The following is a 15,625-nucleotide window of genomic DNA, read 5'->3' on the forward strand; positions in this document are numbered from 1 at the left end:
AAATATGACAGTCCATTTAGAACCCCTGACCCGAGAAACGCTTGCCGAATATATTAGCATTGGCAAGCAGTCCTATCATGAACACTATTTGCACCTATGGGAGAACAGCAACCCAGCACCCTATATCAGTAGAAGTTTCACGGAGGAAGTTGTATCAGTAGATTTCAAAAATCCCAATCTAAAGCACTTCTTGGTCAAATTTGAAGCTAAAACTGCTGGTATTGTAAAATTGGTGGTGGACAGTCCATTGGATGAACATACACCCGATGTATCCTTATTAGCCCAAAAAATCTATTTACTGCAAGCCTATTCAGGGAAAGGATTGGGCAAAAAAGTGCTGGTGCTTATTGAACAATATGCCAAAAAGCTTGGTAAAAAAATTCTGTGGTTGGACACCATGCAAAAAGGCGGACCCATCAAGTTTTATTTGAAGCAAGGATTCCAGATTAAAAAAGAGAGCGAGCTTACAATTCCAGGGGCCATTCCTTCAGAAAAACCCATGTGGGTACTTACCAAACAACTCTGATTACCAACCCTCCCTTTTGATCAAGTTTTCAATATGGGCAAAATGGTGGCTTCCATGCCAAGCATACCGCCCAATATTTTCATCCAGGGTGGTTTCCTCATTCCCATCCGGATGGGTAAACTTTCGCTGCAACTGTTCCTTGGAAAGACCTTTGAGCAAATACACCAACTTGGCATGCACCGCCTTTAAATGATCTAAGGACATTTGAATCGGGGCTGTCTGGGCATCAAAAAGTTTGGACCACTCCTTTTCAAAATAGGGCTTAATTACTGGGTTATCCTCCGTTAATGCCCATTTAAAGCGGATATAACTGTGGTGATGACTGTCGGAAATATGGTGAACCAGTTGTCTTACCGTCCAACCTTCCGGTCTATACGGTGTTTCCAATTGTTCTTCCGAAAGGGGAGTCACCATGTCCTCCAATCTTTTGGGTAGATGCTCCAAAATGGAAAGCCATTCCTCCCGTTGCTCCTGGCTAATCGTTTCCGGAATATGATAAGTTCCGATAGGGTAACGCAGTTGTTCAAGTGTTTCTTTTTCCATAGCTTAAAAATAGCAACTTTGAGATGGAGTCCATCAAAAAAAACAGCCCAAAATTAGATTGAAACCCAAAACTTTAATACACTTTTAACTTGGATAGGAAGCTAGGGAAAAACTATGCCTTAACTTTATGGTTCACCAATTTTCAATCAATAAAAACAAAATACATGGCAACTTTACGTTTGGGCGATACCGCCCCAGATTTTACAGCTGAAACTTCTCAGGGAACACTCAATTTTTATGAATACCTAGGAGATGGCTGGGGAATTCTATTTTCGCATCCAGCAGACTTTACACCAGTGTGCACTACGGAATTGGGCACTGCAGCCAAATTTAAACAGGAATTTGAAAAACGCAATGTAAAAATGATGGCATTGAGTGTTGATGGAGCGGCATCCCACGCCGAATGGATCAAGGATATCAATGAGACCCAAAATACGGTGGTGAACTTTCCCATTGTAGCAGATGAGGACCGAAAGGTATCTGATTTATATGATATGATCCATCCCAATGCGGATGACACCTTAACCGTACGTTCTGTATTTATCATCGGTCCTGATAAAAAAGTGAAGTTAACCTTGACGTATCCCGCTTCCACCGGACGAAACTTTTATGAACTGTTACGTGTAGTTGACTCCTTACAGTTAACCGCCTACCACAAAGTAGCGACACCTGCCAATTGGGAAAGTGGGGAGAAAGTAGTTGTAAGTCCAGCGATTCCAACAGGGGAGGCCCGTGAAATTTTCACCAAAGGCGTTGAGGAGGTAAAACCTTACCTAAGATTGACGCCTGATCCGACCGTTTGACATCAACTTTAGGAAAAAACATAAAAAAACCTTAAATCCGAATAAATTAAAGTGTACCTTCGCAGCTCATTTAATTTTTTAACATTTAGTAATGAGTAAAGGAACAGTAAAATTCTTCAACGATTCAAAAGGCTACGGCTTTATCACTGAAGATGGTTCAAACACAGATCACTTTGTACACGTTTCAGGTTTAATCGATGAAATTAGAGAAGGTGACGCAGTAGAATTCGAACTACAGCAAGGTAAAAAAGGATTGAACGCCGTAAATGTACAAGTTATAGATTAAGGTAACAGCACACTTTTTTATAAAGCAAACCCGAGCTATATGGCTCGGGTTTTTTTGTTTACATTTTTCTTTTACAGTTACGCAACCTCTCCAACTTTTTTTATCTAAAGACTAAACACCTATTGTTCCCCATAACCATTAAACAAAAAATTACATGAATACCTTCTTTGCCATTCTCTCGGTTTTGTTGGCCATCAACTTGCTTTTATTGCTCATTAGTGTTAATAGTTCAAAAAAGTAGTACAATATAGTAGGGTATTTCTTCGTTCAATTGTTACTCAACTGAAACAAAACACGAACTGAATAGCTAAATCCATTGACTATGGGCACCTTTTTTACCGTACTGCTTTTATTACTTGCGCTCAACTTCTGCTTATTGCTGGTGAGCGTGAACAGATCAAAATAAAAAAAAGCTTCCTTTTGGAAGCTTTTCTTCTACATGCTATTTCGAAGTTGGATTACTTCACATTCATCAATTCCACATCAAAAATCAAGGTTGCATCTGGAGGAATAACCCCACCGGCACCGGCACTTCCGTAGGCCAAGTTGGAAGGAATCACAAAACGTGCCTTATCTCCCACTTTTAATAGCCCTATGCCTTCGTCCCAACCAGGAATTACCTGTCCTACGCCCAATGTAAAATCTATGGGTTGATTTCTGCTGTAGGATGAGTCAAAAACCTGTCCGTTGGTCAGACTTCCTTCGTAATGTACCGAAACTGTTTTCCCTTTTTCTGCCTTGGCTCCACTTCCTTCTTGAATCATTTTGAAACGCAGCCCACTATCTGTTTTGTCAAATCCGGCAGCAAGTTTTTCCATTTCAGCTTCTGCTTTAGCTTTGGCTTCTGCAACTCGCTTTTCACGAGCTCCCTCAAAAGTTCTGAAAGCTTCAATAGCGTTCCAGGATTCAGCTTCAGCGCCTACCCTAACAATTTCCAAACTTCCTATTGAATCGCCTTGGGCAATGGCATCAACCACTTCCTGTCCGTGCTCCACGTTTCCAAAAACTGTATGCTTATTATCCAACCATGGTGTGGCCACATGGGTGATAAAAAATTGACTTCCGTTGGTTCCAGGGCCGGCATTGGCCATAGAAAGCACTCCAGGGCCTTCATGCGTAAGTTCTGGATGGAACTCATCATCAAATTTGTATCCAGGGTCCCCTGTTCCGGTTCCTTGCGGACAGCCCCCTTGAATCATAAAGTCGGCAATTACCCTATGAAACTTTAATCCATCATAGTAAGGATTTCCTTGGGGTTTGGCACTGTTTTCCATATTTCCTTCGGCCAGGGCCACAAAGTTCCCTACGGTTCCCGGGGTTTTATCATGGGTTAGTTTTACCAAAACCTCTCCTTTGGTGGTATTGAATTTTGCGTAGATTCCGTCTTGCATTGCTTTGGATATTAGATTATTCGATTGCTCGATTCTTCAAAATTAAGGCTGCAAAGGTAGAGGTTTTTTATGGGTTGGCGGTTTGAAATAATTTAGGAATTTTGCTATTGAAAAGCCAATGACCCATAAACACAGCAATGCAAATCGATATTCTCAAAAAAGAAGACCTCACACCAGAAATCCAACTGCGGGTGAATCAATTGTTTAAACAATTGGCTCCACATCTAAAGCCTTTGAACTTGAAACAAGTGTTGCGGGATGGAAACCAGGTTACCATAGCACTTTGTAAGGAGGAAGATGAAATATTGGGTATGGCCTCACTATGCGAGTATCAGGCGATTTCTGGAAAGAAAGGCTGGATTGAGGACGTGGTGGTGGATGAAAATGCCAGGGGAAAGGGTATTGGCCGCAAACTCATGGAAAAACTCCTAGAAATATCTAAGGAAAAAGAACTTGCTGAACTACTGCTATTTACCGGGCATCACCGTTTACCAGCCATGGCCCTGTACGAAAGTTTAGGATTTAAACTACGAAAATCAGGACTGTATTTCATAAAGAATCCTTAGTCCTTATTAACAAAACCTCAGATTAGACAAACAGTGTCCTTGAAGTTATTTATCCTTTAATCTTTGTATTGGGTATAGTCCCGTACTTATCAATCAAATACACCAAGCTGGCCATGGTAGCAGCTCCAAGCTGCAACTCTCTTTGGTTTACGTGCTCAAAAGTATCGTTTTCAGCATGGTGGTGGTCAAAATAACGTTGGGAGTCGGGTCTTAGCCCGGCCAAGACCAAATCTTGATCCATAAGCGGCCGAATATCAGCACCACTATAGCCTTTTACAAACATGTGGATGAGATAGGGCTCAAAAAGTCCTTTCCATTGCTGAATGTGCTTTAAATTTTCATCGGAACAATTGAAGGAAAACCCTCTGGGTGTAAAGCCACCGGAATCGCTTTCCAACGCAAACACATGCTTTTCATTTTTGTTTCGGGCCACCTCAGCGTATTTGTTTCCACCCCTAAGTCCATTTTCCTCATTCATAAATAGCACAACGCGAAGCGTCCGCTTGGGCTTATAGCCTGTTTCCTTTAGCAGCCGAAGCACCTCCATACTCTGTACACATCCTGCTCCATCGTCATGGGAACCATCGCCTAAATCCCAGGAATCCAAATGTCCACCCACAACCATAATTTCATTGGGATGGGTGGTTCCTCTAATCTCCCCAATAACATTATACGATTGCACGTCATCAAACTGCTTGCAGTTCTGCTTAAAATAAAACTTGATATCAGGATTCAACTTTAAAGTAGCACTTAGTAGTTCCGCACCATTGGTGCTTATGGCTGCGGCCGGAATACGATTGGCAACGGCAACATCTCCATAACTCATAGATCCCGTATGGGGGTAATCGTCCAATCTAAGGGTCATGGAACGCACAATGACGCCAGCAGCACCAAATTTACCAGCCTCCGCCGCCCCAGCATAACGTTGGTCCACACATCCAGAATAGGACTCAAAGGTGCTAATTAGGGTAGGTTCCATGGGCCTGTTGTAAAAAACAATCTTTCCCTCAATCTGTTCACGGCCTAATTTTTCCAAGTCCTCAATGCCCTTAACCTCCACAATGTTCGCCTTGATGCCACCATCCGGGGTAGCAACCGAACCTCCCAGGGCACAAATAGGTACGTTGGTAGTGAGTCCAGGTTTGGTTTCGATAAAAGCAAATTCAGGGGTTCCCCTCACCCATTTGGGCACCATTACCGGTTGTAGCCATACTCTATCCAATCCAAGGGAATCCAGTTGGGCCTTGGTATAATCTACGGCAAGTTCAGCCTGCACGGAACCCGAAAGTCGTCCCCCTATTTGATTGGACAAATGATTGAGCCAATCATAACCCTGACCCTCGGTGAGGGCCAAATCATAGATGGACTTAAGTTGTTTCTCGTCTTCGGATTGGGCAAAAACTATGGTACTAGCACAAAATAAAAGTAGGAGTAGGGATGTTCTCATTCGTTTTCTTTTTCCAATTCTTGTTTGAAGGTTTCTAAATTAGCTTTTATTTCGGCATCCAACTCAGGTTCTTGGATATCTTTATATTTTTTTAACGCTTCCAATAAAATCGAAGCCACAATAACCCTTGCGGCTCGTTTATTATCAGCTGGAATGATATACCAAGGTGCTTGCTCCTTAGAGGTTTTGTTGATAGCTTCCTCATAACATATCTGATAGGCATCCCACAACTTGCGTTCTTTAAGATCGCCCGGGGAAAACTTCCAGTTTTTCTCCCGGAGTCGGATCCTACGCAGTAAACGTTGTCTTTGCTCTTCTTTTGATAGATGTAGGAAAAATTTAAAAATCAAGGTGCCGTTTTCAGCAATATGTCGTTCAAAATCATTGATTTGGCGGTATCTATTCTCCCAAAAAGCTTGGTCAATGTCCTCTACAGCGTCAATTCCGGGGATATTTTCCCCTAAAATATACCCTGGATGTACCTTGGTCACCAATACATTTTCATAATGGGTACGATTAAAAACACTGAATTTACCCCTTGCTGGGAGCGCAATATAATGACGCCATAGATAATCATGTTTCAATTCCAAATCCGTGGGAACCTTAAAACTATGTACTTCAACGCCCCGAACATTGAAATCTTTGAACACTTCTCGGATCAAACTATCCTTGCCAGCGGTATCCATGCCCTGTAAACAAACCAAAACACCATATTTCCCATGAGCGTACAGTTTATCCTGAAATTTCCCAAGTTCTTTGCGAATTTCCTCCAATTCTCTTTTGAGAGCCTTATCTGAGCTATCAAAAGTTTCCAATGTTGCTTTTTGGACTAGTTTAACAGGCCCTTGCACCCTATACTGGTCTAAATCCTTGTTTTCCATGGGAATGAATATAGTTTTTTTTGATCAGTCCTTCAACCATCGCCTAAAATGCGCAACTTACCGATCCAAACTACATCTTATAGTAGAAGTTCGTGTTTTATCGATTTTTTTTACCGATGGCGGATTCTTCATCTAAATTCGTAGGAAACATAAGACGCACCGTCCCAAATCGAGCGTTATGAAAACAAGAAAGATTATCCTACTTATAGTCTTTATCTTAGGCGTTATCAGCCTTTTGATATTGTCTTCCTTTATCTCACGTAACGCGTGCGAATACGCCAACTCAAATTTGGATTACATTAAGGACAAAACGGAGGCCGCCATTATTGCGGACAACTTTGAGCAATCCAAATATTTGGCTTACAAAGCGCTTAACAGTATTGAAAAAACACGCTCCAATTTTGTTGAATGTGGTTGCGATGGCGCCATTGAAAGTTTGGAAGCAGCGCTTTTTTACCTGAAAGACGCTACCAAAGCCTCTTCCTTCACTGCTTCTAAAAAATTGCTGCACACTGCTCTGGAGAATATGGAGATTGGAAGTAAGGTCTTAAAGGTTTTCGAGGAAGAATCTATTAGCACCTATGGCAATGATGTGTTGTTCTTAAATACTACCGAAGCCCTAAAACAGCAAGGTGGTGTGGTTTTGAGCGATGCAAATCCGATAAAAAAACAGGTACACAACTGTTTGTTGGGCTTTGAATCCTCACTGGATAAGGTGGTTACCGGGGTAGAATGCGATGAAGCTTACCAGTTTATATCCAAAATTCATGAGGAAGCCAATGAAACCCTGCTAAACACAGAGCTCTCAGAACACAAAAAACAATACCATCATCGTGTTAAGGTTATCACCCAGGACGCCCTAGTGCGTTTGGAAGAATGCTCTAAAGAGTAATTTCCCTATTTACTGGCAAACAGCTTTACATCTTCCTCAGAAATTTCCTTTCCTCCTAGGATAATCAAGCGCTCCACCACATTACGCAATTCTCTCACATTTCCAGTCCAGTCGTAACTCTTTAACAGCTCCATGGCTTTTTTTGAAAAATCCTTGGCACCAGTACCTTGTTCTGAAGCAATTTTTTGGGCAAAATGTTCCACCAAAATCGGAATGTCATCCCTTCTATCGTTCAAAGCGGGTACCTTGATCAAAATCACGGCCAATCTATGGTACAAGTCTTCACGAAATTTCCCATCTGCTATTTCCTTTTTAAGGTCTTTGTTGGTTGCTGCCAAAACGCGTACATCCACTTTAATATCCTTATCCGTACCCACACGTGAAATCTTGTTTTCTTGAAGTGCCCTAAGCACTTTGGCCTGGGCAGAAAGGCTCATATCCCCAATCTCATCAAGGAAAATGGTCCCCTTGTTTGCCGCCTCGAATTTTCCGGCCCTATCCTTAACCGCAGAGGTAAAAGCACCTTTAACGTGTCCAAAAAGCTCACTTTCTATCAATTCTGATGGAATCGCAGCACAATTCACTTCAATAAATGGTGATGAGGACCTTGGACTTTTCTGGTGTAGCCAATGGGCCACCAATTCCTTTCCCGTTCCGTTGGGCCCGGTAATAAGTACCCGGGCATCGGTAGGGGCCACTTTTTCGATCATGTCCTTGATTACCCCTATTTCCTTGCTTTCTCCAATCATTTCGTAATTCTTGGAGACTTTTTTCTTTAAGATTTTGTTTTCAACCACCAATTCTTTGCGGTCCAAGGCATTTCGTACCGTGGTAAGCAAGCGATTCAAATCCGGGGGTTTGGAGATGTAGTCAAACGCCCCCATGCGCATGGTGTTTACCGCAGTGTCCAAATCGCCATGACCTGAAATCATGATAAAGGGGATTTCCGGTTTTATTTTTCGTGCTGCCTCCAATACTTCCACTCCATCCATTTTTGGCATTTTGATATCGCAAAGGGCCAGGTCAAAATCTTCTTTTTTGATGGCTTCCATTCCTTTCAGTCCATCCTCGGCCTCGTGAACCACGTAGGAATCGCTTTCTTCACTCAATATCTTTACCAACACCCTTCGGATGGCAGCTTCATCTTCAATTACCAATATTTTAGACATACATTTCTATTTAAAAGATTCCAATCTTGAAACCAGTCCGAATATAAAAATTTGCTTCATCATTCAACAAAAAAACATCGCCCCTATCATCGTTCCTTAGCTTGCCTTCCTGTTCTATTGAGCGACCTGCCAAGGTATAAAATCGCATATGTTTGGTCAATCGAAATTCGTAGCCCAAGGCAAACACTAAAGAGGTAAGCGATATTTTAGATGCAATCTGATTGTCTGGCAAAACAATATTGTCCTGGATATTTATAAAGTAGCCATCCAAAAACAATGCCGTTTCCAAGGTGTGCTTCTTCCCCAAGTAATGTTTGAAGCCAGATTTGGGGATTCCCAGGGTAAAAGACCATTTGGGATGAAATTTTCGGTAGTAGCTGACCAAGGGTAAAGGTATGGGCAATCCTGTAGTACTATTGTACGAAAGTCCCAATACAATTCTATAAGGCTTCGGCGCCTTGGAATTTTCCTTCCAAAACGTGGCCGTAGCATTCATAAAAAAGTCATCTGTCAAGGTTCCATTGGTAAAATTGGATGCAATTCTAGGGGTAAGTATGGTCACCAAGTTCCAGTTTTCATTCCATTTGGTGATGTAACCCAGATTAAGGTCAATCACATGGAAACGATTTAAGTCACTCTTATCAAATCCAAAGTCTTGGGAATAGCCAATATCCAACTTGTTGTACTCCAAACCAGTGATCAAATAGTCCTTTTTAGGGTTGATTTTGATGGGCACGTTGAATAGGAACTTATAGCGCTGGGTCTTAATTCCGGTATCATTTTCCGGAATATTGAGATATTCTATCCGGAGTACATCGGAGCTCTGGCCAAAGACAAGGTTGGGCAATAGCAATCCCAGACCAAAAATCAAAGTCCAGATGTTATTTCGATATGTTGTACTTTTTGTTATTCTTGAGGTTTTTGCTGCGGTACAATATGTACATCTCGTTGCGGGAACGGAATAGTAACGTTGTTTTCCTTGAATTTGGTATTGATGTTAAACCGAATTGCACTTTTTATTCTTGGGCCGGCGAAACTATCATTGGTAAAAAAGTTTAGCGAGAACAACAGTGCTGAGTCTCCAAAGTCATCAAATAGGACAAAAGGTTTGGGATTCTTAAGTACCATTTTCTGTTCTGCTGCTACCTGCTCCAAGATTTGGGTTACCAATTCCACATTGCTGCCATAGGCCACCCCAACCTTTATTTTCTCCATGGTGGTTCTATGGTTCTGGGTGTAATTAAAGACAATGTCGCTAATGAATTTGTGATTGGGAATTACCACAACTTTGTCATCCCTTGTAATGGCTCTAGTGGTTCTCAATTTTATTTCAAAGACCTTACCCACCTTACCATCTACCTCAACAATATCACCTACTTGAAGGGATTTGTCCACGATGATCAATATGCCACCAAGAATGTCCTGAAATAGTTCTTGAAGCGCAAGTCCCAAGCCAACAAAAAGCGCGGCAGAAGCGGTAATGAGCAAGGTAATGTCAATTCCAGCAGCGCTAAGGGTGATCAATACCACCACCAAATAAATAAAGTAGTTGGTAAATTTGAAGACACTGGTAAACTTTTGTTTGTCCTCGGTCTCCATTTTACGGGTCAGTAGGTATCTAATCCATCGTAAAAGAAATTTTGTGACCACAAAGGCAACGCACAACATTAACAAAAGACCAATGGTCAGATGAATGGATTTATCCCCCTCTCCCAAATGAATTCCCATGTTAAGGAACTCTTTAATAGATCCCCAGATATCTTCCTTAATGATTTCCTTTATCTCGTTGGTCTCTTCCTGCATTTCAAATTAATAACGTAACCATTTTACCAATTCCTTATAGGTCGGCCTTTTACCATACATCAAAATCCCTACCCGATAAATTTTGGCCGCCAAGGAAACAATGGCCAAAAAAGCACCTATTAAAAGCGCTATGGATAGTAAAAGTTGCCACAAAGGTACACCTCCTTCTCCAATCCCCGCTGGAAGTCGCATTAACATCACAATGGGAGAGGTCAAAGGAAACAGGGAGAAACCAACGGCAATAGGGCCATGAGGGTTGCTGAAAACGGAAAAGAAGCCTACATATATGGCCAACATAAGGGGTAAAATCACAGGGAAAACAAACTGCTGTGTATCAGTTTCATTGTCCACTGCTGCTCCTATGGCCGCGTAAATGGAACTGTAAATAAGATACCCCAAAACAAAGTACAATAGAAATGAAGTGATCAAAAGCACCCATGGAATGTTGAGGATTTCCCTGGCATATAATATGGTGTCATTGCTTAAGGGCGTGGAAAATTGCGACATTCCGCCCATGGCACCAGGCGTATTTTGTACCTCGGCCATTAAGGCTGTCATATCTATTCCCGAAATCAATACCACCATAAAAAGCAGAATTCCCGCCGAAATCAGCCAGATCACAAATTGGGTGATTCCAGCCAAGGAAGTGCCAATAATCTTGCCCAACATCAATTGGAACGGTTTTACGGAGGATATGATTACCTCTATGATCCTGCTGGTTTTTTCTTCAATCACACTCCGCATAACAAATGTCCCATATATAATGATGAACATCATGATGGCATAACCAAATCCACCGCCAATGAACGCTTTGATCTCGGTAATTCCCTTTACACTTTTCTCACCTTCAAAAGTGGCAAGATTTAATTCAAACGGTTTTTCTATTGTTGAAAACTGCTCCGCAGAAACCCCAAGGTGCCCCAAGCGGTTTTGACGTAGTTTTTTCTGGAAAATCCCTTCCAACTGTTGCGTTATGTGTGTATTGGGATTATCCTTGGTGTACAGATGAGCTTGCTTGGAAGCTTGTTCCAAATTTTCACCTTTGGGAAGATGTAACAGTCCATAAAGCCCCATGTTATTGGTGGAATCCTTTGCCTTTTCTAAGGATATATCATGAAATTGCACAAAGGACATGTTTTCCGAAGTCGCAAATTCCCTGTGAAGAAAGTCACTTTCATTCAACACGGCCACAATCCGCTTCTCGCTATCGTTTACTTCTGTGAGATAGGCGATCAACACTATCATGCCCACAATTAAAATTGGGCTCAAAATGGTCATCACAATAAAAGACTTGTTCCTCACCTTTGCCAAGTACTCCCTCTTAATGATCAACTGTAGTTTACTTGCCATTATCCCTCTTGTTTACAGTCTGAATAAATATATCGTTGGCAGATGGTACGGTTTCCTCAAAACGGTTCACCTTGGCCTGTTGTGACAATTGGGACAAAATCCCAGTGGTATTATTGGATGGTAACTGTATGGTGAAATCCAACTGTTTTTCCATTGGGTCATATTGGGAATCCAAAACTTGGAATTGATCTCTTATCATTTTGAGGAAATCATCAGCATTCCGGTCAAGCTCAAGACCTATGTTAAAAATGTTGTTCTTATACGATTTTTTGATATCCGATAATTTTCCATCCAGTATTTTTTCTGATTTATGGATCAAAGCGATGTATTCGCAAAGTTCTTCCACGGATTCCATCCGGTGTGTTGAAAAGATGATAGAGGTACCCTTTTCCTTAAGTTGAAGGATCTCATCTTTTATAATATTGGCGTTTATGGGATCAAAACCGCTGAAGGGTTCATCAAAAATCAATAGTTTGGGCTCATGCAAAATGGTAACTATAAATTGTATTTTCTGGGCCATCCCCTTGGAGAGCTCCTGAATTTTCTTGCCCCACCAATCGCCAATATCCAGACGATCAAACCAATACTTAAGTCTTTTTTTGGCTTCGTTTCGGGATAATCCCTTTAGTTGGGCCAAGTACAGGGCCTGGTCTCCCACCTTCATACTTTTATACAATCCTCTTTCCTCGGGCAAATAACCTATCTGGGCAATGTGTTCGGGCGCCAGTGGCTTTCCCTTAAACAAAACCGAACCAGTATCTTGGTAGGTAATCTGATTAACAATTCGAATAAAAGTGGTTTTTCCGGCACCGTTTGGCCCCAACAGACCATAAATACAATTTTCCGGAATTTTCAATGAAATGTTGCTCAAGGCTGGGTGTTCCCCATAAGACTTGGAGACGTCTTTGGCAACAAGGATGTGGTCCATTTATACTATTTTTTCAAAGATATATAATTGGTCAAAAAGACCGGATTGCCCCTAAAAACAAAACCCACCCTTAAAAAAATCTAAGGATGGGAAAAAAATTGCTATGAAAAAGAAAATTAGATGTCGGTTTCCCAACATCAGTTCCAAATATACGTTTTTTATTTAAACAGAAAACTTTTATTCTGTTCTTTAAGAGAACATATCCTTAACTTTTTCAAAGAACGACTTGTCCGATTTCTCTGGTTTAGGGGTGAAATTTTCATCACTTTGCATGCGCTCAAAGAACTCTTTTTGTTCTTTGTTCAGCTCTTTGGGGGTCCAAACATTCACGTGAACCAACAAATCTCCACTGCCATAACCGTTAAGACTGGAGATTCCCTTTCCTCTTAATCTCAGTATTTTTCCCGATTGGATGCCCGGCTCCAATTTAATGCGCACCTTGCCACCAACGGCATCAATTTCCTTGGAGCTTCCCAATACCGCTTCTGAAAAACTGATGTATAAATCGTAATGAAGGTTATCCCCTTCCCTTTTTAAGGTATCATGTTCCGCTGTCTCAATGGCCACCAATAAATCTCCGGGCATTCCATTGCCGGGAGCTTCATTCCCCTTGCCACTGACTTTTAGCTGCATACCATCTTCCACACCCGGTGGAATCTTGATAGAAACAGTTTCCTCGGCAACTTCCAATCCTTGTGCATCTGCTCCACTTGGACGTTTGTCTATGGACTGTCCTGCGCCACCACAGGTAGTACATGTGGTCGCTGTCTGCATTCGGCCTAAAATGGTGTTCGCGATTTTGGTCACCTGCCCAGTTCCGTTACAGGTAGCACAGGTTTTGTAGGTTACCCCTTCAGCTTGGACCTTTCTTCGTACTTTAACTTTTTTCTCTACGCCGTTGGCCACCTCTTCCAAGGTTAATTTTACACGAATACGAAGATTGCTGCCTTTGGCCCTGCGTTGTCCGCCGCCAAATCCACCAAACCCACTAAATCCACCACCGAAGGCACTTCCGAAGATATCCCCAAACTGACTGAAGATATCGTCCATGTTCATACCGCCTCCGCCAAATCCAGCTCCTCCTTCAAATGCAGCATGTCCAAACTGGTCGTACTTTGCTTTTTTATCCGGGTCACTAAGCACCTCGTAGGCTTCGGCTGCTTTTTTGAACATCTCCTCAGCCTTGGTATCCCCGGGATTCTTATCTGGATGGAATTCGATGGCCTTTTTTCTATAAGCCTTTTTGATTTCCGCCGCAGAAGCGCCCTTGGAAACACCTAATATGTCGTAAAAGTCCTCCTTCATACCTTATTAGTTACCTACAACCACTTTGGGGTGCCTGATGATGCGCTCTCCAAGTTTGAAACCTTTTTCAACGACATCGATTATTTTTCCTTTCAGTTTTTTATTTGGTGCAGGAATCTGGGTAATGGCATCATGCACTTCCGCATCAAACACATCTCCTTCTCCCACTTCAATTTGTTCCAGCCCTTTTGCTTTAAGGGTTTCCCTAAATTTATTGTTGATGAGCTCCACGCCTTTGAACATTTCCTTATCCTCAGATTTGGAAAGTTCTTTCAAGGCCCGGTCAAAATCATCCAAAATGGGCAACATGGAGACTATGACTTCCTGACCAGCGGTCTTAAAAAGATCCATACGTTCCTTGGAAGTACGCTTCTTGAAGTTTTCAAACTCAGCAAACAACCGCAAAAACTTATCCTTCTCCTTGGTCAGTTCCTCACGCAATTGATCCTCCACGGACTGTTCCTCTTCAAGAGTTGCCTTGGTTTCATCGTTCAGTTCAGGATTTTCTGCAATTTGGGATTCGTTCAATTCCCCTTCCATTTCCTCAACCTTACTTTTCTTGCTCATATATGGTTTGTTTTTTTCTTTTTTGAAGTGGCAAAAGTACTGCCATTTGTCCAAAAATGTCAAAATGTCACAAGAAAACACTAAAAAATCCGCCAAAGGCGGATATCAATTTACATAGTGGCCATGGTATAGCCAATTTCAATGGCTCGTTTACTCAACTATATAAGACTCTTTCTTCTCCTGACCATAAAGATTCATTAGGGCAGGTTCCAGATTAGGGTACTGGAAAACAAAGCCTTTCTTTTCAATTCTTTTGCTACTCACGCGCTGACTGGCGAACAACAGATAAGACATTTCCCCCAAAAGCCCCTGCATGGCAAACTTAGGTATATTGGGCAACCAAATGGGCTTGTTAAGTACCCTGCCCAGAATTTTGGTCATTTTGGATTGAGTAACGGGATTGGGTGCCACCGCGTTGAATGTCCCCTTTAATCCGTTTTCCACAATGTAGACAAACAGCTGCGCCAAATCCTCTATATGTATCCAGGATTGCCACTGCTCGCCGGAGCCAAAGGCTGCGCCTAAATATAACTGCACTGGACGAGCCATTTTAGGTAAGGCCCCTCCTGATTTCGAAAGAACCACCCCAATTCTAATCTTGGCCACCTTCAAGCCCAAATCCTTAAACTCATTGGCGGCATTTTCCCACTGTTGAACCACACTTCCCAAAAAGCTATCATCCACTTCTTTTTCGCTTTCATCATAAAATTTGGAAAGGGAATTGGGATAAATCCCTATCGCGGAAGCGGAAATAATCGATTGTATTCCGGAAATGTCGCTGCCGTCCAAAGCTTTTTTTAGGGTTTTTAAACTCTCCACCCTACTCTCCATAATTTTTCTTTTGAAGGATTTGGTCCATCTGTTGGCTATGGTAGCACCGGCAAGGTTGATTATGGTCTGGACCCCCTCCAAGCTTTTGGGATCCAGCTCCCCCTTTGAGGGATTCCAGTAAAACCCTTTATAGTTTGAATCCGAATGAATTTTCCTTGTACTACGGGTCAGGTAATGGACAGTGACGTTTTTATCGTGTAGAACCCTAACAATCTCCTTTCCAACTAAACCCGTTGCACCTGTTATCAGCACCTTCATACTTTCATTTTAATGCAAAATTAGTCGTTTCAATCCCGGAAATTTCAGGCATTAGTTTAGCTTTAACACAATTCTTGAA

Annotated in this window: 17 protein-coding genes; 5 read left to right on the plus strand and 12 right to left on the minus strand. The window is 42.0% G+C overall.

The window, feature by feature from the left end:
- Window positions 1-4 precede the first annotated feature (4 nt).
- Window positions 5-526 (plus strand): GNAT family N-acetyltransferase, encoded by a 522-nt coding sequence (locus FGG15_RS06745; protein WP_138834519.1) that lies wholly within the window; start codon window positions 5-7, stop codon window positions 524-526.
- On the opposite strand, the gene FGG15_RS06750 is transcribed toward FGG15_RS06745, so the two are convergent.
- Window positions 527-1,069 carry a YfiT family bacillithiol transferase gene (locus FGG15_RS06750; protein ID WP_138834521.1) on the minus strand — a complete coding sequence of 181 codons (543 nt, stop codon included), beginning with the start codon at window positions 1,067-1,069 and terminating at the stop codon, window positions 527-529.
- Between the two features lie 164 nt (window positions 1,070-1,233).
- On the opposite strand from FGG15_RS06750, the gene FGG15_RS06755 reads away from it, so the two are divergent.
- Together FGG15_RS06755 and FGG15_RS06760 are read left to right on the plus strand one after the other, a co-directional pair.
- A complete protein-coding gene (locus tag FGG15_RS06755; RefSeq protein WP_138834523.1) occupies window positions 1,234-1,872 on the plus strand; it encodes a peroxiredoxin in 639 nt (212 codons plus the stop codon).
- Between the two features lie 91 nt (window positions 1,873-1,963).
- Window positions 1,964-2,158, plus strand: a complete 195-nt coding sequence (locus FGG15_RS06760; RefSeq protein ID WP_138834525.1) for a cold-shock protein — start codon at window positions 1,964-1,966, stop codon at window positions 2,156-2,158.
- Window positions 2,159-2,616: 458 nt separating this feature from the next.
- Here FGG15_RS06760 and FGG15_RS06765 read toward each other — a convergent pair whose 3' ends face one another.
- Entirely contained in the window at window positions 2,617-3,549 is a 933-nt protein-coding gene (locus FGG15_RS06765) for a peptidylprolyl isomerase (protein WP_138834527.1), read from the minus strand.
- Window positions 3,550-3,686: 137 nt separating this feature from the next.
- Here FGG15_RS06765 and FGG15_RS06770 point away from each other — a divergent pair, with 137 nt between their 5' ends.
- The gene (locus tag FGG15_RS06770) at window positions 3,687-4,115 is read left to right on the plus strand and encodes a GNAT family N-acetyltransferase (protein WP_138834530.1); all 429 of its coding nucleotides are present in this window, start codon (window positions 3,687-3,689) and stop codon (window positions 4,113-4,115) included.
- A gap of 49 nt (window positions 4,116-4,164) precedes the next feature.
- Here the strand turns inward: FGG15_RS06770 and FGG15_RS06775 are convergent, their stop codons facing one another.
- Both FGG15_RS06775 and FGG15_RS06780 read right to left on the minus strand, forming a co-directional pair.
- A complete protein-coding gene (locus FGG15_RS06775; protein WP_138834532.1) occupies window positions 4,165-5,562 on the minus strand; it encodes a M20/M25/M40 family metallo-hydrolase in 1,398 nt (465 codons plus the stop codon).
- Entirely contained in the window at window positions 5,559-6,443 is an 885-nt protein-coding gene (locus tag FGG15_RS06780) for a PPK2 family polyphosphate kinase (RefSeq protein ID WP_138834534.1), read from the minus strand. The genes FGG15_RS06775 and FGG15_RS06780 overlap by 4 nt, the downstream gene beginning before the upstream one ends.
- A gap of 178 nt (window positions 6,444-6,621) precedes the next feature.
- On the opposite strand from FGG15_RS06780, the gene FGG15_RS06785 reads away from it, so the two are divergent.
- Complete coding sequence (locus FGG15_RS06785) at window positions 6,622-7,335, plus strand: hypothetical protein (RefSeq protein ID WP_138834536.1); 714 nt, start codon at window positions 6,622-6,624, stop codon at window positions 7,333-7,335.
- Between the two features lie 5 nt (window positions 7,336-7,340).
- Here FGG15_RS06785 and FGG15_RS06790 read toward each other — a convergent pair whose 3' ends face one another.
- The 8 genes from FGG15_RS06790 to FGG15_RS06825 all read right to left on the minus strand — a co-directional run bounded on the left by FGG15_RS06790 (window position 7,341) and on the right by FGG15_RS06825 (window position 15,546).
- Window positions 7,341-8,504 (minus strand): sigma-54-dependent transcriptional regulator, encoded by a 1,164-nt coding sequence (locus FGG15_RS06790; RefSeq protein WP_138834538.1) that lies wholly within the window; start codon window positions 8,502-8,504, stop codon window positions 7,341-7,343.
- A 10-nt stretch (window positions 8,505-8,514) separates the two neighbouring features.
- The gene (locus FGG15_RS06795; protein ID WP_237561761.1) at window positions 8,515-9,375 is read right to left on the minus strand and encodes a DUF6268 family outer membrane beta-barrel protein; all 861 of its coding nucleotides are present in this window, start codon (window positions 9,373-9,375) and stop codon (window positions 8,515-8,517) included.
- 35 nt (window positions 9,376-9,410) lie between these two features.
- Window positions 9,411-10,307 carry a mechanosensitive ion channel family protein gene (locus tag FGG15_RS06800; protein ID WP_138834542.1) on the minus strand — a complete coding sequence of 299 codons (897 nt, stop codon included), beginning with the start codon at window positions 10,305-10,307 and terminating at the stop codon, window positions 9,411-9,413.
- A gap of 6 nt (window positions 10,308-10,313) precedes the next feature.
- Window positions 10,314-11,657 (minus strand): ABC transporter permease, encoded by a 1,344-nt coding sequence (locus FGG15_RS06805; protein WP_138834545.1) that lies wholly within the window; start codon window positions 11,655-11,657, stop codon window positions 10,314-10,316.
- Window positions 11,647-12,585, minus strand: coding sequence for an ABC transporter ATP-binding protein (locus FGG15_RS06810; protein ID WP_138834547.1), 939 nt, complete (start codon window positions 12,583-12,585; stop codon window positions 11,647-11,649). Before FGG15_RS06810 ends, FGG15_RS06805 begins: the two co-directional genes overlap by 11 nt.
- Window positions 12,586-12,774: 189 nt before the next feature.
- Window positions 12,775-13,890: a molecular chaperone DnaJ gene (dnaJ, locus tag FGG15_RS06815; RefSeq protein WP_138834549.1), complete on the minus strand. Its 1,116-nt coding sequence runs from the start codon at window positions 13,888-13,890 to the stop codon at window positions 12,775-12,777.
- Between the two features lie 6 nt (window positions 13,891-13,896).
- On the minus strand, window positions 13,897-14,457 hold the full coding sequence (locus FGG15_RS06820) for a nucleotide exchange factor GrpE (protein ID WP_138834551.1): 561 nt from the start codon (window positions 14,455-14,457) through the stop codon (window positions 13,897-13,899).
- A gap of 150 nt (window positions 14,458-14,607) precedes the next feature.
- Window positions 14,608-15,546 (minus strand): TIGR01777 family oxidoreductase, encoded by a 939-nt coding sequence (locus tag FGG15_RS06825; protein ID WP_138834553.1) that lies wholly within the window; start codon window positions 15,544-15,546, stop codon window positions 14,608-14,610.
- Window positions 15,547-15,625: the final 79 nt, after the last annotated feature.

Source organism: Flagellimonas algicola, from assembly GCF_005937185.1.
Taxonomy (GTDB): domain Bacteria; phylum Bacteroidota; class Bacteroidia; order Flavobacteriales; family Flavobacteriaceae; genus Flagellimonas; species Flagellimonas algicola.